Consider the following 21,120-nt stretch of genomic DNA (forward strand, 5'->3'; position numbering starts at 1 on the left):
GTCCTAAGTGAACTTTGCGCGAGATAGTGCGCTCACATACGTTTGCAAGCGTTGCCGCTTCACGCGTCGTGATAAAGTCCTGACAACCGTCTGGACATGAGTCGTGAGGCGGTCGGGACATAAGTCCCGACTTGTCTTGATTAGTGCGCATAACGTGTCACCTCCATACGTAGTTGGATGTGATAATCACGCTCAGCCGCTTCTAGAATGCCCTGAAGAATAACTTCTAGCATTTCGAAGTGCTCTTTTGAAAATGGAATTTTCAACGTGTTCGAGATGAAATACACCCATGACTCTAAAGCTTCCAAATTATTACGCTCAAAACCAATTCCGATGATTTTGGTAAGTTGATTGCCTGGCAAAATTTGAAGCTTTGTCATCAAATGACGAGCAGTGAGTCCGGCATATTCACGATGCTCTTTCATCACTTGTTCCGCATCATCAGCCATAAACATATCGTTATTCATCATGGCTCACCTCCAACGTCTTCACATCAAAGTTTTGCTTCAACAAACGCTCAAATGCGCTGCCATCCTGGCGGGTCAGGTTTGGTACATAACGCGAGTAAACTCGAAATAACATCTCTGTCGTTGCATGACCCATCTGCCGAGCAATCCACTCGGGACTTTCACCCGAGGCTAGCCAGAGCGTGGCGGCAGTATGTCGAGTCTGATATGCCCGCCGTTTACGCAGCCCCAGATAGCGCAAGAGGGGGTACCAAACTCGTTTAGTCACATTGTTGTGCGAAAGCGGGGTACCTGCGCGGGTGGTGAAAACGAATTGATTATGACCGGTCGCTTCACGTTGAGACATGAGCGCATCGTAAACAAGCTGACTCATGTCGATAGCTCGAAAAGAGCCATCCGTTTTTGTACTTTCGATGCGGCCATTAACGAGGGTACTGCGGACTAAAACTTGGCGTTGTTGAAAGTCCACTGCATCCCACTGTAAACCATCAATTTCGGCAGTGCGCATGCCAGTGAAAAAACGAACCGTGTAGTAGTTCTTAAAATCAACACGCACATTATCAAGAATGAGCCTCACCTCTTCGAGCGTAAAAGGTTCTACATCCGTACGCGGAACCTTTAACGATTTAATTCCTTGATAGGGTGAGCTAAAATTAAATCGGTTGGCTGCCTCATTAAGGATCATGCGCAATGGCGTCATGATATGGTTGATCCGCGACGGTGATAGCTGTTTGCCATTTCGAGCTGTAACTTTGGCGAGGGAGGCTCGAAATGACAGGATTTCCGCTTTGGTGATGTGGCCAACTTCTTTTTCTCCAAAATTCGGAATCAAGTACTTATCGATAGTATTCCGAACGGTGTCGCTATGTGATTTACGCCACTGGGTTTCCATTTCACCAAACCACTGCTCAGCAAAGTTGCGGAACGTTGGAAAATTACCGGAACTTTCATGTAAAGCCTGATTTGCAAAAAGCTTGGCTCGGTTGCTGTTTGGAAAATATTTGTGATATTCAAAAGAGCCTAGCGTGATTTCGGCTTCGATTGTTTGAAGAAGCTTCTCCACTTTTTTTCGGTTCGTTTTTGTGTCGGGTAAAGAGGTAGTTTCTTTACAACGAACACCTTGGTACCGGAAATCTATAATTAACCGCTTCGTTTCTGGCCGAGCATAAACACTACCCATGAGCTACACCTCCCTTTGCCATGGGAACCATGGTTGATGCCTGTGAGAATTTACCTAAGTCATCACGAATCTGCTCCCAGAGGTACAAGATCTTCCGTTTCCCAAAAGGTCGGATGTAATGAATCCCTTCTATTAGTACGGAATCCTTAAGCTGCTCGCGGATCGTGCGAGTGTCATATTTGATTTTTTCAGCAAGCTCAGCCGTGGTTAAGTAAGTTATATCTTTTTGCATGGAAACCTCCAATTATTGGTGATAGATTAGATGACATATAGTTTTCTAAGATTTCAATTTGCCATCTAAAATGACATATTAGCACGCAAAATGACATTTGCAATGACTTTTTGCCATTTTAGATGACATTTCTTCGGGGGAGTCATGATAAAAGTTCATTTGGCAAGAATGATGGGTGAGCGAAAGCTAAATATTACTGATGTTGCAAGAGCAACGAATTTAAATCGAAATACCGTGACATTGTTGTACCGTGAAACCGCAAGGCGAGTGGATTTCGAAACGCTTGAAGCATTGTGTCAATTTTTCGAATGCGAAGTTGGAGACTTGGTTGAGTATATCGAGGAGCAGTAGGTGTAACATTTTGCGACACATATCGTCGCGCAACCATGATAATACGATAATTCAGCACGACTAGTAACTGAAAAAAGAGTAGGGATACACAATGAATTCGCCCATTTCACAAGACACCATCAACAAAGCGCTATGGAACGCATGTGATACGTTCCGCGGCACCGTCAGTGCCGATACCTACAAAGATTTTATCCTGACTACGCTGTTCTTAAAGTACATCTCAGATGTCTGGCAAGACCATTACGACCAGTATCAAGCCGAGCATGGCGACGTGCAAGAACTCATTGAAGAGCTAATGAAAAACGAGCGCTTCGTGTTACCACGCGATGCCAGTTTTTACGCATTGTATGAACGCCGTTACGAGCCCGGTAATGGTGAGCGCATTGACCAAGCCTTACATGCTATTGAAGAAGCCAACGGCACTAAACTCAAAGACGCCGGTAAAAGCGTGTTCCAAGACATCAGCTTTAACACCGACAAACTTGGCGAAGAAAAACAAAAGAACGACATACTGCGTCATTTGCTTGAAGAGTTTGCCAAGCCAGAGCTAAACCTCAAGCCAAGTCGCGTGGGCTCACTGGATGTTATCGGTAACGCCTACGAATACCTCATTAAAAACTTTGCTGCCAGCGGTGGCCAAAAAGCCGGTGAGTTCTATACACCACCTGAAGTATCCGACCTTATGGCCGAACTGCTCGACCCACAACCGGGTGATAGCATCTGCGACCCAGCCTGTGGCTCCGGCTCATTGCTCATGAAATGTGGTCGCAAAGTCGTTGCCAACCATGGCAGCAAGCAATACGCACTCTATGGCCAAGAAGCCATTGGCTCGACTTGGTCACTGGCCAAAATGAACATGTTTTTGCACGGTGAAGACAACCACAAAATAGAGTGGGGCGACACCATTCGTAACCCAAAACTACTCGATAAAAACGGTGACCTCATGCTGTTTGATATCGTGACTGCCAACCCTCCATTTAGCCTTGATAAATGGGGTTATGACGACGCGGCCAACGACAAGTTCGGACGTTTCCGCCGCGGTTTGCCACCCAAAACCAAAGGCGACTACGCGTTTATATTGCATATGATCGAAACGCTAAAACCAGGCTCGTCATCAACGCTCGGCGGCCGCATGGGTGTTGTCGTACCGCATGGCGTGTTATTCCGTGGCTCGTCGGAAGGAAAAATTCGTAAGCAGCTTATTGACGAGAACTTGCTTGATGCCGTCATTGGATTACCGGAGAAACTGTTTTACGGTACCGGTATTCCTGCCGCTATTTTGGTGTTTAAGAAAAACAAAGATAACGAGCGCGTGTTGTTTATTGATGCCTCGCGTGAATTCAAATCCGGTAAAAACCAAAACCAACTGAGCGATGACAACATTCAGAAGATTGTCGATGTTTATCGGGCCCGTGAAAGCGTTGATAAATATGCATACCTTGCAACTCTAAAAGAAATTCAAGAAAACGACTACAACCTCAACATCCCGCGCTACGTTGATACCTTTGAGGAAGAGGAAGAGATTGACCTGATGGCTGTACGTGCTGAGCGCATGAAGCTAAAAGCTGAACTTGATGCACTTGAAGACCAAATGGCCAAGTATCTGAAGGAGTTGGGTTATGGTGCCTGAGGGGTGGACGGAAGAGTATGTCAAAGGGTTAGTCAGGAGCCTAGATGCAGGCGTTTCCGTGAACTCTGAGGACGATGGTAATGAAAATGCTACACATAAAATACTTAAAACAAGTTGTGTTTCATATGGTTATTTTAAAAGCGATGAAACCAAGTCAGTAATCGAGCAGTCAGAGATTGCGAGGCTTCGAGAGCCAGTGATAGCGAATTCAATCATTATTAGTCGAATGAATACTCCAGCATTAGTCGGGGCGAATGCTTATGTGGAGATTGCTCTCAATAATACTTATCTACCGGACAGGCTTTGGCAACTAAAACCAAAAAATAAAGTTGTTGAGATGAGATGGTTAGCATACTGGCTTGGTTCAGCTCATACGAGATATAGATTATCAAACCTTGGAACTGGTACTAGCGGGAGCATGAAGAACATCACAAAATCAGATGTTTTAAATTTAGCGTTGTTAGTACCACCTCTCCCAGAGCAAAAAAAAATCGCCCAAATCCTTTCCACTTGGGATAAGGCCATCAGTACCACTGAGCAACTGCTTGCCAACAGCCAGCAGCAGAAAAAAGCACTCATGCAACAACTGCTCACCGGCAAAAAGCGTTTGCTTGATGAGAATGGTGTGCGGTTTAGTGGGGAGTGGAAATTTGTCGTATTTAGCGACGCATTCAAGATCGCTAACCAGAAGTCGACTCAGGTTAAATCGTCTGACTATTTAAGTTTTGGTGACGTACCGATTGTTGATCAAGGTCAGAAACTAATTGCTGGGTTTTGCAACAATTCCGAACATTATAAGGATATTCCGGTAATCATTTTTGGAGACCATACGCGATGCATAAAATGGGTTGATTTTGCCTTTTGTCCCGGAGCTGACGGCACTCAGATCTTAGTTTCTCGAAGTACTCTCGACATTAAATTTGGTTACTTTTTATTGAGCCACGTCGATATTCCTAATCTTGGTTATAGTCGCCATATGCGAGTTTTAAAGGAACTAGAGTTTAAGATTCCATCTGACCTTAGAGAGCAACACTCGATTGCTGCTGTGTTGACGCTTGCTGAAAATGAAATTAAGAAGTACGAACAAAAACTCGATGCCCTAAAACAAGAAAAGAAAGCCCTAATGCAGCAACTCTTAACAGGCAAGCGCCGAGTTAAAGTTGACGAGGAGGCCGCATGAGTTTTGAAAAGCAGCCAAGAACCATCCAAATCTTTTTACCCAGTGGCGACCCGTCAGGTATTCGCGTGGCTGAAATCACCACGTCCATTGTTCGAGTAATTGAAGTGCCGCGGAACCAAATGGCTGAATTTTTAAAAATGCCAGAAGCACACCAGGTTGGGTTGTATTTCCTTGTGGGGCGTGAGAATCAAGATGAAGTGTATATTGGGCAGTCGGGCGATGTTGGCCACCGTTTGGGCCAGCATTTAAAGAACGAAAAGAAAGATTGGGAACGCGCTTTAGTTCTTATCTCGCTAACTAATAACTTAACGCAAACCCACGCGCTCTACCTTGAGTCCCTCAGTATCGAAAAAGCAAAGCAATGCGCTCGGTATGAGCTCATTAACGGTAATGGTGGGCAGAAGCCGCACACGCCAATCCCCTTGAAAGCCGACTGTGATGAAATTCATCGCGTTGGTTCATTATTACTGGCTACCCTAGGCTATCCCATTTTTGAAGCTTTGGTGGACCCAACCGAGGGTGATACCAAGGAAATGTTTTTCTGTAAGCGTGGTGGTGTTGATGGCAAGGCCTATTACACCAATGAAGGGATGGTGATGCTAAAAGGCTCGTCAGCGCCTTATGTGCCAACACGTAAAACGACGCAGCCACGATTAATAAGTCAGCGCGATGAGTTGCTTGAGAAAGGCGTTTTGCACAAAGTTGGTGACAGGGTGGTGTTTACCAAAGACTATCTATTTAACTCACCCAGTGGCGCATCAGCTTTATTGGTGCTTGGTGCAACAAACGGTTGGCGTGAATGGAAAACATCATCCGGTCAAACGCTAGATGATTATGTTGATCGAGATAGCGAAAAATCTAGTGACTAACCGTTAATTATTTTCTAATTGGAGTCCAGTGATGGAGCAATACACCCCAAAATTTCAGGAAGAATACGCCGCCAAAATTCCCGCAATGACGCTATTGGCAAACTTGGGGTGGACGTTTCTAGCTCCGGCTGAGGCATTGGCGCTGCGCGGTGGTAAGCAAGACCAAGTTGTGCTGCGAGAAGTATTACGCAAAGTGCTTTCAAATCGCACGTTTGTGTTTGCCGGCGAAAGCCATCCGTTATCGAACAACTCCGTTGATAATATTATCTCGCAGTTATGCTCGCCGGCACTCAATGAAGGCTTACGCCACGCCAACGAGAAAATTTATAACCACCTGCTGTACGGGATGCCGGTAACCGAGTTTGTTAACGGCAAAAAAGTCTCACCAACTATTCAGCTTATTGACTGGCACAACCTTAACAACAACGGGTTCCACTTTACCGAAGAGTATTCGGTAACTCGGGCTAACGGCTTAGATTCACGCCGGCCTGATATTGTTTGTTTTGTGAATGGATTGCCATTGGTGGTGATTGAAGCCAAGCGCCCAGATGGCAATGCGCAAAAGGGCCCAACGGTACTTGAGGGTATCTCACAAAGCTTGCGCAACCAGCGCCCTGATGAAATTCCGCATTTATTCGCTTATACCCAGCTGTTGTTGTCAATTAACGGCAGTGAAGGGCGCTACGGCACCGTCGAAACCCCTGAAAAGTTCTGGGCCGCCTGGCGTGAAGAAGACATTAACGATGCTGAAATGCTAGCGCTTAAAAATAAAAAGCGCTCAAGCGATGACATTAATGCGTTGTTCGCCCACCGCCATCCGCGCGATTTAGCTTGGTATCAAAATCTGCTAGCCGGTGGCGATTTAATGCTAAGTGGCCAAGACCGCTTGCTGATTAGCCTGCTATCGCGCGAGCGGCTGTTTGACATGGTGCGTTACTTCACCATTTTTGACCAAAAAATTGGCAAAATAGTTGGGCGCTACCAGCAAGTATTTGGCATTAAACGCTTAATTGAGCGTATTCAAAAACGCCGTAGCGATGGCAGCCGCGAAGGAGGGGTGATTTGGCATACAACCGGCTCGGGTAAGTCATTCACCATGGTGTTTTTGTCGAAAACACTCATTCTTACAGACGCCCTTAAACAGTGCCGCGTTATTGTAGTGACCGACCGCGTTGATTTAGAAGACCAGCTGGCCAAAACCTTTGCCTCTGGCGGTGAGTTATCATCCAAGAAAGACCGTGAATCAGCCATGGCCACCTCAGGCAAACGCCTAGCCCAGCAAATTGGCCGTGGTAACGAGCGCATTGTGTTCACGCTTATTCAAAAGTTCAACTCCGCGACCAAGCTCAAAGAATGCTACAACCCAAGCCCAGATATTATTGTGCTGATAGACGAAGGGCACCGCAGCCAGGGCGGTGAGAACAGCATTCGTATGGAGCAGGCGCTGCCGAAAGCGGCGTTTGTGGCTTTCACCGGCACGCCGTTATTGAAAGATGACAAAACCACCAATAAATTTGGCTCGATAGTGCATGCCTACACCATGCAGCGCGCGGTTGAAGACAGAACCGTGACGCCGCTGTTGTACGAAGAGCGTGTGCCTGATTTAGATGTGAACGAACGCGCCATTGATGCGTGGTTTGACCGCATTACCGAAGGCTTAAGCGATGAGCAAAAAACCGATTTAAAGAAAAAGTTCGCCAAACGTGGGCAAGTGTACGGCGCTGATGACCGTATTCGTCTTATCGCCTACGACATTGCGCACCATTTTGATAAGAACATTGGCGAGACACTGAAAGGCCAGTTGTGTTGCGATAGCAAAGCCTCAGCTATTAAATACAAACGCTTCTTAGACGAAATTGGCTTGTTTGAATCTGCCGTGGTGATGAGCTCACCCGATACCCGCGAAGGCAATACCTCGGTGGACGAAGCCAGCATGCCGGAAGTGAGCAAGTGGTGGAAAGAGAACGTTGAGGGCGGTGATGAGAAAACCTATACCCAGCATTTGATTGACCGTTTTAAAAATGACCCTAAGTTGAAGCTGCTGATTGTCGTCGACAAATTACTAACCGGTTTTGACGAGCCGCGCAATGCTGTGCTGTATATCGACAAGCCACTCAAGGGCCATAATTTAATTCAGGCCATTGCCCGGGTAAACCGCTTACACCCCGATAAGAAATTTGGTTTGCTGATTGATTACCGCGGCATTCTTGCTGAGCTTGATACCACCATCAAAGACTATCAAGACCTTGCCTCGCGCACCCAAGGCGGTTACGACATTAACGACATTGAAGGGCTCTATCAGCAAATGAGCACCGAATATAAGCGCCTGCCGCAGCTTTATAAGCAATTGTGGGCGATATTTGATGGCGTGAAAAACAAATCCGATACTGAAGCATTAAAGCATGTACTTATTCCTCGCTTAGAAGAGCGTGGCAGTGAGTTTGTTGATGTGAACTTGAAGCGCCGCGAAGATTTCTACGAAGCCCTGACTGAGTTTGCCAGTTGTTTAAAAGTGGCGTTGCAATCGAAGACATTCTTTGACGATAAAAGCTTCACCGACAAAGACCGTGCTTTTTATAAAGAAACCGTGAAGCAGCTATCAAGCTTGCGCCAAGTGGTGCAACAAGAGTCGGGCGAACGTGTCAGCTACGATAGCTATGCCGCCGATGTGAAAAAGCTGCTCGATAAACACGTGGTTGGTGTGGGCGTACGCGATGCCGAGGGTGTTTACGAAGTGGGCAAAATGGGCCAGCAACAACAACCCGAAGACTGGAGCGAAGATAAAACCCGCAACGAAACTGATATAATTCGCACCCGCGTGACTCGCATGATTGAGCAAGAGCTGCGTGACGACCCTTACGCGCAAGAAGCCTTTTCGAAGCTGTTGCGTCAAGCCATTGAAGAAGCTGAGAAGCTGTTTGACCACCCGCTGAAGCAATACATGATGTTTCATGAGTTTGAAGAGCAGGTAAAAGCACGCTACTTAAACGAGCTACCCGATGCGTTTGATACCAACAAACACGCACAAGGCTATTACGGAGTATTTAAACAGAACTTGCCGGAGGCTTTTGCGCTGTTAGACGAGAAAACCCAAGAGAAATGGGTCAAATTGGCGTTTGACGTCGATGACGTGGTGAGCCAAGCGGTTGCCGAGAACTCGATTAACCCGCAAAACATAGAAGCCGATATTCGCAAGAAATTACTGCCAATGATTTTTGCTGAATGCAAAGGTTTAGGCGGTGGCATCGACCAAGCCAAACGCATTGTCGAGTCGGTAGTGCAGATTGTTCGTGTCGGCCGGTTGGACGCTTAACCATGAACGTTGCCATTCAAGGCTTTTACTACGGTGACGAGTGGATACCATTCAGACGCCGCGACAGCAAAAGCGCGGCACACAAAGTGACCATTAAGGTAAAGCCCGACTGCACGGTTCAGGTGGCCGCACCCACGAGCGCTTCTGACAAAGAAGTGCTGGCCGCTGTACGCAAACGCGGCCGTTGGATTTACGTGCAATTACGCGACTTTAAAGCGCAGCAGGCACACATTACCCCGCGCAAATATGTCAGTGGCGAAAGCCATTATTACCTCGGCAAGCAATACCTGTTGAAAGTTACCGTTGATGCCGCAGCGCCTCGTAGCGTTAAATTGTTGCGCGGGCAGTTGCTAGTCAGCGTGCGCGCTCAAGAGCCCGAGCGCGTTCGTTTAGCGCTTGAAGAATGGTACAAAGCCCGCGCCAAAGAAGTGTTTCATAAGCGGTTAGACGCTGTTCTCGAACAAGCTTTGTGGGTGGCCGAACGCCCACCGCTGCGCGTGCTTACCATGCAAACCCAATGGGGCAGTTGCTCGCCTCAAGGGCGCATCACACTAAACCCACTGCTAGTAAAGGCCCCACGCGACTGCATTGACTACGTGATATTGCATGAGTTATGCCATATTGCAGAGCACAACCACAGCGAGCGATTCTACCGCCTGATGGGGCAGGTGATGCCGAATTGGGAATATGTGAAGCATCGGCTAGATGGTATGGCTGGTAAGCTTTTCAGTGTATAGAGGTTTACCTAACTTTGGTGCCGAACTAGGTTTCTTTAATAAGCGAGTTACTCAAAAGATAATAGGGATTGAAAGTAAATGAACCGTGACCGTAAACAAATATCAGACGTATTCACACCTCGGCTTGGGGAAGTAAACACTTCGATGTACGTTGAACGACCTCAGCACGAAAAGTCACTTGCTAGAGCTTTAAAAAGAAATTCGCATACTCTGCTATTCGGTGATAGTGGAAATGGTAAGTCGTGGCTATATAAAAAAGTGATGAATGAGTTAGGTATTCCATATGTTGTAGCTAATTGTGCTAACGCTTCTCGGCTTCGCTCGATTACACATGAGATATGCAATTGTTTAATTGAGCCCGGCACCGTCACAAAGCTTGGATTTAGTGAGGAGAAGGCGGCTGAGGTCGGTGCTTTATTTGCCAAAGGCACTTTAAAACACAATGGAAGCTATTCTATAAGTCAAGAGGAGCCTTTACTTAAGGCATTCAAGATGTTTGCGGAGACGACTAATCAAAAAAAGGTAATAGTCTTAGATAATTTAGAGTCGATATTCTCGTCTGATGACTTAATGGAAGAGCTGGCTGATATAGTTATATTATTGGATGATACTCGCTATGCGGAATGTAATGTAAATATTCTTATCGTTGGTGTACCAAACGGAGTTTTACATTATTTTAGTGAGACAAAAAACCAAGAATCGGTCTCAAATAGAATACAAGAAGTCGAGAAAGTTGCGAGTCTTGATCGACAACAAGTCCAAGAAATAGTCAGAAAAGGATTTGAGCAACTCTCTATCAATATTACGGGTCAAACACTGATACATCTATCGGAGCATATTTGGTATGTGACTCTGGGTGTCGCTCAGCGCGTACATGAATATTGTGAGTGCCTAGCTTATGAGATTGAGGACAATGAATGGAAGTATGACAAAGATCTTCTAAAATATGCAGATGTTGAATGGTTGAAACAGGGGCTAAGAAATAGCTATCAAGTTATCGAAGCGCATCTCAATAGCCGAGAGACAGCGGTTGCGAGACGGAATCAAGTAATATTTTGTATTGCAAAAGTACGACAACATCAGTTCGATTCTAATGATATCGATCAACTAATCAGAAGGGAGTTTCCGTCAACAATTCCTGAAACAAACATGGGAGTGGGAAGTATTTTGGGAGAATTAGCCAAAGGTTCAAATCCACTATTAAACAGAAGTTCAAAAAGCAATTCGTATTCAATACGTGATCCAAGGTACTTGATGTGTATCAGAGTTGCGCTTCACAAAGACAATGATTCTCAGAGGGTAATAAAGAAGAAGTTTTTAAGATAATTTGTAATTGTTGAGATGATGATCTATTCAGCAGTTCTATGCATCATCTGAAATCTTAAAAATAGTCGAGGCTAGGTAGTTTTAGCTAGCGGTCACTTTAGTTCAAATGCGATAATAGCGTATTAAAAATCAGTCCCAAAATGGTCCCAATGTGGTCCCATAAAAATATTGGTTAGTGACTGCTACCGTTGTATTCATTGAAATAATTGGCGCACCCGACAGGAGTCGAACCTGTGACCTCTGCCTCCGGAGGGCAGCGCTCTATCCAGCTGAGCTACGGGTGCGTATTGGAATGTACTGTTGGTAAAACAGCGAGCGTGGATTTTAGGGAATTATTACTCCCATGTCCAGTAACGTAACAGGTAAACTAGTTGCAATGATAGATTTTCGTGTTCACCTGTTTGAATTTTGTACAGGGAGGGTTGTGGATTGTGTTCTTGAGTCTTTTTATTTCAGCATTTCTATCAGCGACCTTATTGCCAGGTTCGTCAGAAGTGCTTCTGATGCTTTTGCTCAATCAGACAGACTCGATCGGAACACTGTGGGCAGTGGCTACTTTAGGGAATGTACTTGGGTCTTGCGTGAATTACAGCTTGGGCAGGTACTTTCTTCATTGGCAAAACCAGCGCTGGTTTCCGGTGAGTAAAATTCGTCTAGCACAGGGTCAGGCTTGGTTTAATCGCTATGGTAAGTGGAGTTTATTATTGTCTTGGCTACCTATTTTGGGCGATCCATTAACTATGTTTGCAGGAATGCTTAGGCTACGTTTCGGTTGGTTTTTATTGCTTGTAAGTCTGGGTAAAGGAGCGCGTTACGTTTTGATTATTGGCTTGAATTATACTTGGCTTCAGCTGGTCTAACGGCAGCCTTGATGGTCGAGGTCATCGGTAGATTAAAAAAATTGAGCGGTGAATGCTAACCTTGGTATGATGTTCCTCTTGTTGAACCCTTACTTTCTGAGATATTCATGGAACGGTTTTTAGAAAATTTAATGTATAGCTTACGTTGGTTGCTGGCACCTATTTATCTTGGTTTGAGCTTGGCGGTGTTGCTGCTGGGGATTAAGTTCTTTCAGGAGCTTATACATGTTTTTCCAGACATTCTAACGATCAAAGAAGTTGACCTTATTTTGTTAACGCTAACCTTAATCGATATTGCATTGGTTGGAGGATTGCTAGTGATGGTGATGTTGAGTGGTTACGAAAACTTCGTTTCGACCCTCAATATTAATAACGACACTGAGAAATTAGCTTGGTTAGGAAAAATTGATTCAGGTGGTTTAAAGAATAAAGTAGCTGCATCTATCGTTGCGATTTCCTCTATTCATTTATTGAAAGTGTTTATGAACGCGCAAAACATGGATGAGCCAACCATCAAGTGGTACGTGTTGATGCACTTAACTTTTGTTGGCTCTGCTTTTGCCATGGGTTATTTAGATAGATTAACGCGAAAAGAGAAAGACTCCGATTAAAGAATTGCCGCTCTAATCAGAAGACCTACTAGGGTGATAGTGATCACCCCGGCAGCCCAAAGACCAATAAACCAGAGCCACTGTCGTAACTTAGTTGGTGGTTTATTCATGATATCCAGAATCCTCACTGGTTTTTCCTCTGAATACCCAATAGGTATAACCAGTGTAGGCAAAAATAATAGGAATTAGAATGACTGCGCCTACGAGCAGGAACGATAGGCTATTATCTGGTCCTGCGGCTTCCCATAAGGTGATTTCAAAGGGGATAAGATAAGGGAAGATGCTCACCGCAAAACCAATAAAAGCAATTAAAAATACTCCTAAAGCCCAGAGGTATGGAGTTCCCTCACGTTTCTTGTTAAGTGCTGTTAGGAGTCCGCCGCCGACTATAGCTAAGGCAAAAGGTAACAACCACAAACCAGCGGAGGTCGGCCACGTTAACCATCTATCAGCGACTTGCCCATAAGTTGATACCAGATAAATACTTGCGGCTGCTATTGCAAGAATCATGAGTAACGATAAGTTACGAGCTAATGAAAAACTTCGGCCTTGTAATTGGCCATCGGTTTTCATAATTAACCAAGTGGCGCCAAGCAGCATATAGCCAATACATACCGCAATGCCTGCAAAAATAGTAAATGGGCTTAGCCAGTCAAACCATCCGCCTGAGTAGGCTCGATCGGTGACATCAATACCTTGTAGCATGGCGCCTAACATCACTCCTTGGCTAAACGCAGCAACTGCGGACCCAAGCATAAAAGAGCGGTCCCACCAATGTTTGTTATTGCGGCTCTTAAATCTAAACTCAAAGGCAACGCCACGAAAAATCAAGCCTAGGAGCATGGCAATAACGGGCATGTAAAGTGCTGGTAACAGCACCGAATAAGCCAGCGGGAAAACCGCGAGTAGGCCACCACCACCAAGAACCAGCCAAGTTTCATTGCCATCCCATACCGGCGCAACAGTATTGACCATACGGTCACGATGTTGCTCGTTTGTAAACCATGGAAACAAGAGCCCAATACCCAAATCAAAACCATCAAGAGCTACATATGCGAATACCGCGATCGAGATAAGTGCAGCCCAAATTAATGCGTAATCCATTGCTTATTTCTCCTCGTGGTAGAGACGTTCTGCAGCCATTGGGATACGAGCATAATCAGGTATGTGGGTATGCTCGGGATCGCCGGCCATCTTTCTTAAGATATAAACGGTACCAGCACCGAAGACTAAAAAGTACACGATAATAAAAGCTAGCAAGCTAGCGCCGACTCCAACCGCATCGACAGGAGAGACAGCCTCAGATGTTCTTAAGAGGCCTTGAATGACCCAAGGTTGTCGGCCTACTTCGGTAACAACCCAACCGGCAATAACAGCTACAAACCCTAGTGGCCCCATCAAGACAGCACTACGATGCAGCATTTTGCTCTGGTAAAGGCCGCCACGTAGACGCTGGAACCCAGACCAGAGACCGATAAGCATCATTAACACACCGATGCCGACCATGATTCTAAAGGCCCAAAACACGATTGCTACTGGTGGCCACTCGTCTCGAGGGAATTGGTCCAAACCGGTAACTTCAGCATTAATATCGTGCTGTAATATGAGGCTAGCTAGGCCCGGTATTTTTACCGCGTAATCCACTTCAGCTGTGGTCTGATTAGGAAGTCCAAACAGGTACAGAGGGGCGTTACTTTGGGTTTCAAAGTGGCCTTCCATAGCGGCTACTTTGGCCGGTTGGTGCTCTTGCGTATTAAGGCCGTGCAAGTCGCCAACAAACACTTGTAGTGGTGCCACAATTAATGCCATCCACATAGCCATCGAGAACATTTTTCTAGCGCTGGCCGAGGTACTATCTTTGAGTAAGTGCCAAGCACCAACTGCGCCTACCACAAAGGCTGTGGTTAAATAGGCAGCAAGTAACATGTGCGCTAAACGGTATGGAAATGAAGGATTAAAAATAGCTTCAAACCAACTTGTAACAATAAATTGGCCTTGTTCATTCATAGCAAATCCAGCAGGTGTTTGCATCCAGCTGTTTACTGACAAAATCCAGAATGCGCTAATGGCAGTTCCAACGGCTACCATCAAGGTGGCAAAAAAGTGCAGCCGCTCTCCTACTTTGTTCATGCCAAATAGCATCACCCCTAAAAACCCAGCTTCCAGGAAGAAAGCGGTGAGTACCTCGTAGCCCATGAGTGGGCCAATAACAGGTCCTGCTTTATCTGAGAAGACGGCCCAGTTGGTACCAAATTGATAGCTCATCACAATGCCAGAAACCACGCCCATACCGAAGGCTACGGCAAAGATCTTCACCCAATATCGAAAGAGCTTCTGGTAGACCGGATTGCGAGTTTTAAGGTAAAGCCCTTCTAGCACGGCAAGAAAACTTGCAAGACCAATCGTAAAGGCGGGGAATATGATGTGGAATGCCACTGTAAAGGCAAACTGAAAGCGAGCTAATAAGACTGCATCAGCTTGTGAGAACCAACTTTCTAGCATGTTCTTGACCTCGTTATGTTTTCTGTTGAGTCAAACGCTACTCACATGGTGTTACAACAAGATGAGTATAGTATTAATTTAGGCACATGCGAAATAAAAACCCTGGATTTACTAGGACTATTTCTAATGCCCGCCATACAAAAAGTAGGCCAAAGACTAGGTTCTTGATAAAGAAAGGGGTACATTAATTACTAATAAAAACAAAACGTTTAGTTTGGAGAATGTCATGATTAAGAGCTTATTACGCTGGAGCGGACCGCTGGCGGTGCTACTAAATGTCGCAGTTGTAAGTGCAGAGCCAGCAGTTGAAACCTTCATGCCAGAAGATATCTTTGCACTTGAGCATGCAGCAGGCCCCCAAATTTCTCCTGACGGGAAGTGGGTAATCTATAGCCGTAACAGCTTTGACATGATTAAGGATAATAGCAAGCGCCACTTGTGGTTGATCAATACCCAAAGTGGCGAGCATACTCCATTGCTAACCATGGCTCATGGTTATGCGAATCCTACCTGGTCGCCGGATGGTAAACGCTTGGCTTTTACCACCAGTCATGAAGGCCGTAATCAGATTCATGTCTATTATGTAGCGCAGAAAACCATGTCAGTTGTGACTGCGGTAGACCAGAGTCCAAGTCAGTTGAGCTGGTCTCATGATGGACGCTGGCTAGCTTTTATGATGAACGTTGATGCGCCTAAATCAGAGTTTGCTCGCTCGGTTTACCGCCCGCAACAGCCTGCTTCTGCAAACTGGGCAAAAGCCCCTACCATCGTGGAGAGAACTTATTATCAGCGCGATGGTGCCGGCATTTTGGCCAATCAATACAGTCAAGTTTTTGTTGTTCCAGCTGAAGGAGGGCATGCACGCCAGCTAACGGAAGGTCCTTACAGCCATTCGGGCCCCCTAGTTTGGAGTGCAGATAATAGTCACCTTATTTTTTCAGCGAACCGTTCTACCGATTGGGAATATCAAGTGGCAGAAGCTGATTTATGGCAAGTAAGAGTGAAAGATAAGGAGCTGAGCCAGTTAACTACGTTGCCTGGACGTGAGTTTGCTCCAACCTTGTCACCGAATGGCAAGCTGTTGGCGTTCTTGCATCGAGGAAACGAACCCATTGCTTATCATCATAATCGACTCCAAGTTTTAGATTTAGGTAAGAATCAGCAGCAGGCGTTATTAGCGGACTGGGACCGCTCGGTAGAAAACCCACAATGGATTAATAATAGTGCGTTGGCCATTCAATTTACCGACCGCGGCCTCGTTAAGTTGGGGCAAGTAAGATTAAATGGGCGGTTAACCGAGGGGGTCAGTGATGTTGGCGGTGAATATATTTCGCGACCTTACACCAGCGGTAGTTATTCTATTGCTACTAATACGGGGCAGGTCGTCTATACGCGAGCTAGTTCATACCGACCTGCAGATGTTGCTTTGTTAGACTCGGTAACTAGCACGAAGGCGCGCCAATTAACCAAGCTCAATGAAGATTTACTTGCGCATAAAACACTTGGCGAAGTGCACGAGATCACTTACAAATCGAGTTTTGACGACACGGAGATTCATGGTTGGTATATCACTCCACCCAATTTTGACCCCAATAAAAAGTACCCACTATTGCTAGAAATTCATGGTGGCCCGCATTTAGCCTACAGCCCCATGTTTGCAGCTGAACATCAGCGCTATGCTGCGGCTGGCTACGTAGTCTTCTACAACAACTATCGGGGTAGCACCAGTTACGGTGCTGAACATGCGTTAAAGCTTGACGGTTACTATGCGTCAGAACGTGACTTTGCAGACCACATGTCGGGTATCGATGCGCTGTTAGCAAAAGGCTTTGTTGACGGTAATAATTTATTCATTGCTGGTGGCTCTGCTGGTGGTATCGCAACCACCTATGCGGTGGGGTTAACCGATCGTTTTAACGCTGCAGCTGCAACCAACCCGGTCATTAACTGGATCAGCAAGACGCTTACGGCAGATAGCTACTTGGGTCAGATTGCGAATCAATTCCCGGCATTGCCATGGCAAGATGTGGATCACTACTGGCAGCGCTCTCCACTTTCGTTGGTTGAAAATGTAACAACCCCAGTATTGCTCTTTAGCGGTGAAAACGACCGTCGAGTGCCGATGTCAGAAATAGAGCAATATTATCAAGCATTGCAATTACGCAAGGTAGATACGGTGATGGTGCGGGTGCCAGACGCCTCTCATTCGGTCAGCGCAAGGCCATCGAATATGATTGCAAAAATTGAACATACGCTAGCGTGGTTTAAGTTGTATCAGAAGCCCACGCCAGCCGAGTAATTAAACTTCGAGTCTAGGAACACGTTGACTAACCCCAGTAAACAAATCGTAACTGATGGTGTTGGCGTGTTCCGCAACGATATTCACACTTAGATTAGGCCCCCACAGCTCAACCTCATCGCCAATGGCGACCTGCTCTAGGTCGGTTACATCAAGCGTAATCATATCCATAGATACAGTACCGGCTAAGGGCACCTGTTTACCGTGAAGCCAAACTGGAGTGCCGTTGGCTGCACTGCGTGGGTAACCATCAGCATAGCCGATGGCAACGGTTGCAATTTTACTCGGACGCGTTGCTCGCCAAGTACCACCGTAACCGACCGTATCGCCCTGAGGAATATCACGTAAGGCGATGATCGGAGCGAGAAGGCGCATCACCGGTTGTAATGGAGGGAGTTCAACTCCTTCTAAAATCGGAGCGACACCGTACATGGCAATACCGCTGCGAACCCAATGAGCATAACCATTGCTGATATCCTTAGCGGCACTTAATAATGCTGGACTATTGATGACACTCATCTGAGCTGAGGGCTTGGTTTGGGCACAAAGATCAGCAAAGGCCTCTAGCTGTTGTTGGGTGAATTGATGGCGTGTATCTCCAATCGCTAGGTGCGACATCAGCGTGATAGAAGCAACTTGCGCAGACTGATCGAGTTGTCGATAAACGGCGGGTAATTGCTCTGGACGCCAGCCTAATCGGTGTAATCCTGTATCAGCCTTTAGCCAGACCCCAACAGGACGGGCCAAGCGTGCAGTGAGCACGGCATCGAGTTGGTGTTGCTGATGAATCACCGGGAGTAAATTGTAATGTGCACAGATAGGAAGCTCGGCAGCGCTGAAACAGCCTTCGAGTAATACAATGGGCTGGGTTAAGCCAGCTTCGCGTAAGGCTAGAGCTTCGTCAATGTAAGCCACTGCGTAAGCATCAACGTGAGCTGCTATAGCCTGTGCCGTGCTGATCATCCCGTGTCCATAAGCGTCAGCCTTAACTACGCCGATAAGGTAATTATTGCCCAACTTTTCTTTGATGAGTTGCACATTGTGGGTAAGCGCTTGGCGTGATATTTCGGCGCGAGTAGAGCGAAAGTGCAAACCGTGTGTCATGTTTGATGATTATCCAAATAGTTGGTAGCAAAAACAAATCAGCTGGCGAGCTTAAAGCATCAGCCAGCTTGCCACTGTATATAAAATTACTGTAAGCCCACCAGCAACCAGTGCATAAGGTAACTGGGTGCGAACATGGTCAAGCAAATCGCTGCCTGACGCCAGCGCAGATACAGCTGTGGTATCTGAAATGGGTGAGCAATGGTCACCGAAAACCCCTCCGCCAAGCACCGCGGCCAGAAGTAGGGGAGCTGGCAAATCTAGTGCTATTATTAAGGGTGCCGCAATCGGGATTAGAATAGCAAAAGTGCCCCACGAGGTGCCTGTTGTAAAGCTAATCAGGGCACCAGCAATAAATAGCATCGGGGTTATCAGTACCAGCGGTAGATAGTCACCGACTAACCCGGCCAAAAAAGTTCCTGTGCCAAGTTCACGGACGCTAGCACCAAGCGCTAATGATAACAAAACGATAGTTACCAGCGGTAATAATTCGCTCATGCCTTTAAAGCCAATCGTCACTAATTGCTGATGGCTGTTACGACGGCTGACCAAGAGCATCAAGTAGGCGACCAAACAGGCTAACGCTGTAGCATAAAGCACTGATTTTGAGCCATCACCAGCGGTTAGATTACCGTCGCCCGTAATCACCATAAAGGCGATCATTCCCACGACCATGACGGTTAAAGGTACCAGCATGTAACGCGCCTTGCTGTTGCTTGGGGCCTGCGGCTGGATATCTTGCGGTGGCTGGGGTTGTTGTTCATGTTTAGCTAATGCGCCATGTACTTTGCCACTAATGGCAGTATAAAACACCAGCGCTAAGGTAATGAGTGCGTAAAAGTTGAATGGAATGGTCGCCCAGAGGGTGGCAACCGAAGACCCCGGCAGTTGCTGTTGTTCTAACATACCGAGCACGTAGGCACCCCAGCCATTAAGCAGAATCAAAATGCAGATGGGAGCGCTGGTACTATCAATCAAATAGGCCAATCGCGCTCTGCTCATGCCTAGCTTCTCAAATAAGCCGCGAGATAATATACCCGCAGTGAGCACACTGAGGTTGGATTCAATAAATATAAAAACTCCGGTAAAGACGGTCATTAAACTGGCACTGCGCTTCGTTTTGCCAAAACCACGTTTGAGTAAACTATTGACCATGGCAGTCACGCCACCAGACTCACGCACATAGGCAAGCAGCGCACCTACCAGCAAACTAAAAATGAGAATACGAGTATTACCGGCCGAACTAAAGACGGCAATGATACGCTCTAGCATGGCAGCACCAGCGCTCCAAAGTGGCTGCTGATGGTGTAAAAGTAATAATAATTCTGAGGTGAAAATGGCAAGGAGTAGCGCAACAATCACTTCTTTGCGCCAAAAAACCACGATAATGGCTACCAAGGGGGGTAGCAATGTGAGCCAATCCATACGCATCTGCCTTGAGCGATAAAGTCAGCAGCCATACTGCCAATACCTAGATGCCAATTCAATACAATCTGTAACTTTTATCTGTGAATAAAAGCGTGTAAGTTAATCTCACTGCAACTCATACAAAGATATCGTTAAAGGATGTAAAGCATCTCGTGCCAGCCACTAGCAGTTCAGCCACTTTTCTCGCAACTTTGGGTCCTTCAGGTACGTTCTCAGAGTTAGCTGCGCGTGAGGTATTGCGCCTACCGCAATTTGCCAAGGCGCCGCCTACGATAAGTTTCTACAGCTCTCTTTCCCGAACGCTGCAGGCCATCCCTGAACAGGCGGGGATTGCGGTAGTGCCGTTAGAAAATATCGTTGAGGGGATTGTTTCACCAGTCGTTGATAGCTTTCTAAAGCAGCCTTTGCAAATTATTGCTGAGGTGGCTATTCCAGTGCGCTTTTCGGTAGTTGCAAATCACCCACAGCCGAACGTTATTTTCGCGCAGTTTGTTGCCCAAGGGCAATGCAGCGATTGGTTATCGCAACATGATATTGAGGTGATTTCTACCGCCAGCAATACCGCAGCGTTGGCGCAGTTGCAAGCAACAACCCAGGCGGCGGCAGCAATCATTCCAGAGCACCTGTTGGCAGCGGTCGAGCCTAATACTAGCGCAGCGGACTGGGCTTGGGTGGAACATGATGTGACAGATTACGCCCACAATATCACTCGATTTGTGGCGGTACAGCAGCCACAGCCTTTAGCCGCACCGGATGATTCGAAACACTATAAATCTTCGATAGTTATTGTCGATGACGCAGACCATCCGGGGCTCTTACTCGAGCACTTACAAGCTTTTGCGGTTCATCAAATTAACCTATTGGCGTTGGTGTCGCGACCAACCGGGCAGCGTTTCGGGCACTATCACTTTTTTATCGAGTTTGAAGGGCACTTACAGCATCCTCGCGTACAGGCTGCGTTAAGTGCGATTGAGTTGCGTAACCAGGTGATTCAGTTAGGCAGCTATGAGTTTAGCTCCTAGTTGCAGCCG

General features: G+C 46.5%; 18 protein-coding genes and 1 tRNA gene. 11 read left to right on the plus strand and 8 right to left on the minus strand.

Going from position 1 to position 21,120, the window contains the following annotated elements; all coding sequences use genetic code 11:
* Positions 1–140: 140 nt before the first annotated feature.
* From AB8S08_RS00680 to AB8S08_RS00690, 3 genes are read right to left on the minus strand one after another with little or no spacing between them, the layout of a single operon-like run.
* Positions 141–470, minus strand: coding sequence for a hypothetical protein (locus AB8S08_RS00680; protein ID WP_369743062.1), 330 nt, complete (start codon positions 468–470; stop codon positions 141–143).
* Complete coding sequence (locus tag AB8S08_RS00685; RefSeq protein WP_369743063.1) at positions 460–1,647, minus strand: Arm DNA-binding domain-containing protein; 1,188 nt, start codon at positions 1,645–1,647, stop codon at positions 460–462. Before AB8S08_RS00685 ends, AB8S08_RS00680 begins: the two co-directional genes overlap by 11 nt.
* Positions 1,640–1,879 carry a hypothetical protein gene (locus AB8S08_RS00690; RefSeq protein ID WP_092836295.1) on the minus strand — a complete coding sequence of 80 codons (240 nt, stop codon included), beginning with the start codon at positions 1,877–1,879 and terminating at the stop codon, positions 1,640–1,642. Before AB8S08_RS00690 ends, AB8S08_RS00685 begins: the two co-directional genes overlap by 8 nt.
* 144 nt (positions 1,880–2,023) lie before the next feature.
* On the opposite strand from AB8S08_RS00690, the gene AB8S08_RS00695 reads away from it, so the two are divergent.
* The 7 genes from AB8S08_RS00695 (at position 2,024) to AB8S08_RS00725 (ending at position 11,285) form a co-directional block, all read left to right on the plus strand.
* Positions 2,024–2,230, plus strand: coding sequence for a helix-turn-helix domain-containing protein (locus AB8S08_RS00695; protein ID WP_369743064.1), 207 nt, complete (start codon positions 2,024–2,026; stop codon positions 2,228–2,230).
* A gap of 91 nt (positions 2,231–2,321) precedes the next feature.
* Positions 2,322–3,860, plus strand: a complete 1,539-nt coding sequence (locus AB8S08_RS00700; RefSeq protein ID WP_369743065.1) for a type I restriction-modification system subunit M — start codon at positions 2,322–2,324, stop codon at positions 3,858–3,860.
* The gene (locus tag AB8S08_RS00705; protein ID WP_369743066.1) at positions 3,850–5,040 is read left to right on the plus strand and encodes a restriction endonuclease subunit S; all 1,191 of its coding nucleotides are present in this window, start codon (positions 3,850–3,852) and stop codon (positions 5,038–5,040) included. The genes AB8S08_RS00700 and AB8S08_RS00705 overlap by 11 nt, the downstream gene beginning before the upstream one ends.
* On the plus strand, positions 5,037–5,909 hold the full coding sequence (locus AB8S08_RS00710) for a GIY-YIG nuclease family protein (protein WP_369743067.1): 873 nt from the start codon (positions 5,037–5,039) through the stop codon (positions 5,907–5,909). The genes AB8S08_RS00705 and AB8S08_RS00710 overlap by 4 nt, the downstream gene beginning before the upstream one ends.
* A 31-nt stretch (positions 5,910–5,940) precedes the next feature.
* Positions 5,941–9,222, plus strand: coding sequence for a type I restriction endonuclease subunit R (locus AB8S08_RS00715; RefSeq protein ID WP_369743068.1), 3,282 nt, complete (start codon positions 5,941–5,943; stop codon positions 9,220–9,222).
* A 2-nt stretch (positions 9,223–9,224) separates the two neighbouring features.
* Positions 9,225–9,959, plus strand: coding sequence for a M48 family metallopeptidase (locus tag AB8S08_RS00720; protein WP_369743069.1), 735 nt, complete (start codon positions 9,225–9,227; stop codon positions 9,957–9,959).
* 78 nt (positions 9,960–10,037) lie between these two features.
* The gene (locus tag AB8S08_RS00725) at positions 10,038–11,285 is read left to right on the plus strand and encodes an ATP-binding protein (RefSeq protein WP_369743070.1); all 1,248 of its coding nucleotides are present in this window, start codon (positions 10,038–10,040) and stop codon (positions 11,283–11,285) included.
* 207 nt (positions 11,286–11,492) lie between these two features.
* On the opposite strand, the gene AB8S08_RS00730 is transcribed toward AB8S08_RS00725, so the two are convergent.
* A tRNA-Arg gene (locus tag AB8S08_RS00730) sits at positions 11,493–11,569 on the minus strand.
* A 144-nt stretch (positions 11,570–11,713) separates the two neighbouring features.
* Here AB8S08_RS00730 and AB8S08_RS00735 point away from each other — a divergent pair.
* Both AB8S08_RS00735 and AB8S08_RS00740 read left to right on the plus strand, forming a co-directional pair.
* Entirely contained in the window at positions 11,714–12,145 is a 432-nt protein-coding gene (locus AB8S08_RS00735) for a YqaA family protein (RefSeq protein ID WP_110076762.1), read from the plus strand.
* Between the two features lie 107 nt (positions 12,146–12,252).
* Positions 12,253–12,756, plus strand: a complete 504-nt coding sequence (locus AB8S08_RS00740; protein ID WP_110076721.1) for a TIGR00645 family protein — start codon at positions 12,253–12,255, stop codon at positions 12,754–12,756.
* A 102-nt stretch (positions 12,757–12,858) separates the two neighbouring features.
* Here the strand turns inward: AB8S08_RS00740 and cydB are convergent, their stop codons facing one another.
* Together cydB and AB8S08_RS00750 are read right to left on the minus strand one after the other, a co-directional pair.
* Positions 12,859–13,860: a cytochrome d ubiquinol oxidase subunit II gene (gene cydB, locus AB8S08_RS00745; RefSeq protein ID WP_369743071.1), complete on the minus strand. Its 1,002-nt coding sequence runs from the start codon at positions 13,858–13,860 to the stop codon at positions 12,859–12,861.
* A 3-nt stretch (positions 13,861–13,863) separates the two neighbouring features.
* A complete protein-coding gene (locus AB8S08_RS00750; RefSeq protein ID WP_153827045.1) occupies positions 13,864–15,258 on the minus strand; it encodes a cytochrome ubiquinol oxidase subunit I in 1,395 nt (464 codons plus the stop codon).
* Between the two features lie 226 nt (positions 15,259–15,484).
* Here AB8S08_RS00750 and AB8S08_RS00755 point away from each other — a divergent pair, with 226 nt between their 5' ends.
* Positions 15,485–17,557, plus strand: coding sequence for a S9 family peptidase (locus tag AB8S08_RS00755; protein WP_110076723.1), 2,073 nt, complete (start codon positions 15,485–15,487; stop codon positions 17,555–17,557).
* Here AB8S08_RS00755 and alr read toward each other — a convergent pair whose 3' ends face one another.
* Positions 17,558–18,661 carry an alanine racemase gene (gene alr / locus AB8S08_RS00760; protein ID WP_110076724.1) on the minus strand — a complete coding sequence of 368 codons (1,104 nt, stop codon included), beginning with the start codon at positions 18,659–18,661 and terminating at the stop codon, positions 17,558–17,560.
* A gap of 51 nt (positions 18,662–18,712) precedes the next feature.
* Positions 18,713–20,086: a Na+/H+ antiporter NhaC family protein gene (locus AB8S08_RS00765; RefSeq protein WP_110076725.1), complete on the minus strand. Its 1,374-nt coding sequence runs from the start codon at positions 20,084–20,086 to the stop codon at positions 18,713–18,715.
* A 155-nt stretch (positions 20,087–20,241) separates the two neighbouring features.
* Between AB8S08_RS00765 and AB8S08_RS00770 the strand changes: the two genes are divergently transcribed.
* The gene (locus tag AB8S08_RS00770; RefSeq protein ID WP_369743072.1) at positions 20,242–21,111 is read left to right on the plus strand and encodes a prephenate dehydratase; all 870 of its coding nucleotides are present in this window, start codon (positions 20,242–20,244) and stop codon (positions 21,109–21,111) included.
* Positions 21,112–21,120 lie beyond the last annotated feature (9 nt).

It is taken from the genome of Pseudidiomarina sp. PP-1MA (assembly GCF_041200125.1).
In the GTDB taxonomy this organism is placed as follows: domain Bacteria; phylum Pseudomonadota; class Gammaproteobacteria; order Enterobacterales; family Alteromonadaceae; genus Pseudidiomarina; species Pseudidiomarina fusca.

What these genes read in the sequence shown, in the direction of transcription:
- AB8S08_RS00680 (WP_369743062.1), bottom strand. Translation starts at nt 470, where the DNA reads ATGATGAATAACGATATGTTTATGGCTGATGATGCGGAACAAGTGATG.
- AB8S08_RS00685 (WP_369743063.1), bottom strand. Translation starts at nt 1,647, where the DNA reads ATGGGTAGTGTTTATGCTCGGCCAGAAACGAAGCGGTTAATTATAGAT.
- AB8S08_RS00690 (WP_092836295.1), bottom strand. Translation starts at nt 1,879, where the DNA reads ATGCAAAAAGATATAACTTACTTAACCACGGCTGAGCTTGCTGAAAAA.
- AB8S08_RS00695 (WP_369743064.1), top strand. Translation starts at nt 2,024, where the DNA reads ATGATAAAAGTTCATTTGGCAAGAATGATGGGTGAGCGAAAGCTAAAT.
- AB8S08_RS00700 (WP_369743065.1), top strand. Translation starts at nt 2,322, where the DNA reads ATGAATTCGCCCATTTCACAAGACACCATCAACAAAGCGCTATGGAAC.
- AB8S08_RS00705 (WP_369743066.1), top strand. Translation starts at nt 3,850, where the DNA reads ATGGTGCCTGAGGGGTGGACGGAAGAGTATGTCAAAGGGTTAGTCAGG.
- AB8S08_RS00710 (WP_369743067.1), top strand. Translation starts at nt 5,037, where the DNA reads ATGAGTTTTGAAAAGCAGCCAAGAACCATCCAAATCTTTTTACCCAGT.
- AB8S08_RS00715 (WP_369743068.1), top strand. Translation starts at nt 5,941, where the DNA reads ATGGAGCAATACACCCCAAAATTTCAGGAAGAATACGCCGCCAAAATT.
- AB8S08_RS00720 (WP_369743069.1), top strand. Translation starts at nt 9,225, where the DNA reads ATGAACGTTGCCATTCAAGGCTTTTACTACGGTGACGAGTGGATACCA.
- AB8S08_RS00725 (WP_369743070.1), top strand. Translation starts at nt 10,038, where the DNA reads ATGAACCGTGACCGTAAACAAATATCAGACGTATTCACACCTCGGCTT.
- AB8S08_RS00740 (WP_110076721.1), top strand. Translation starts at nt 12,253, where the DNA reads ATGGAACGGTTTTTAGAAAATTTAATGTATAGCTTACGTTGGTTGCTG.
- cydB (WP_369743071.1), bottom strand. Translation starts at nt 13,860, where the DNA reads ATGGATTACGCATTAATTTGGGCTGCACTTATCTCGATCGCGGTATTC.
- AB8S08_RS00750 (WP_153827045.1), bottom strand. Translation starts at nt 15,258, where the DNA reads ATGCTAGAAAGTTGGTTCTCACAAGCTGATGCAGTCTTATTAGCTCGC.
- AB8S08_RS00755 (WP_110076723.1), top strand. Translation starts at nt 15,485, where the DNA reads ATGATTAAGAGCTTATTACGCTGGAGCGGACCGCTGGCGGTGCTACTA.
- alr (WP_110076724.1), bottom strand. Translation starts at nt 18,661, where the DNA reads ATGACACACGGTTTGCACTTTCGCTCTACTCGCGCCGAAATATCACGC.
- AB8S08_RS00765 (WP_110076725.1), bottom strand. Translation starts at nt 20,086, where the DNA reads ATGGATTGGCTCACATTGCTACCCCCCTTGGTAGCCATTATCGTGGTT.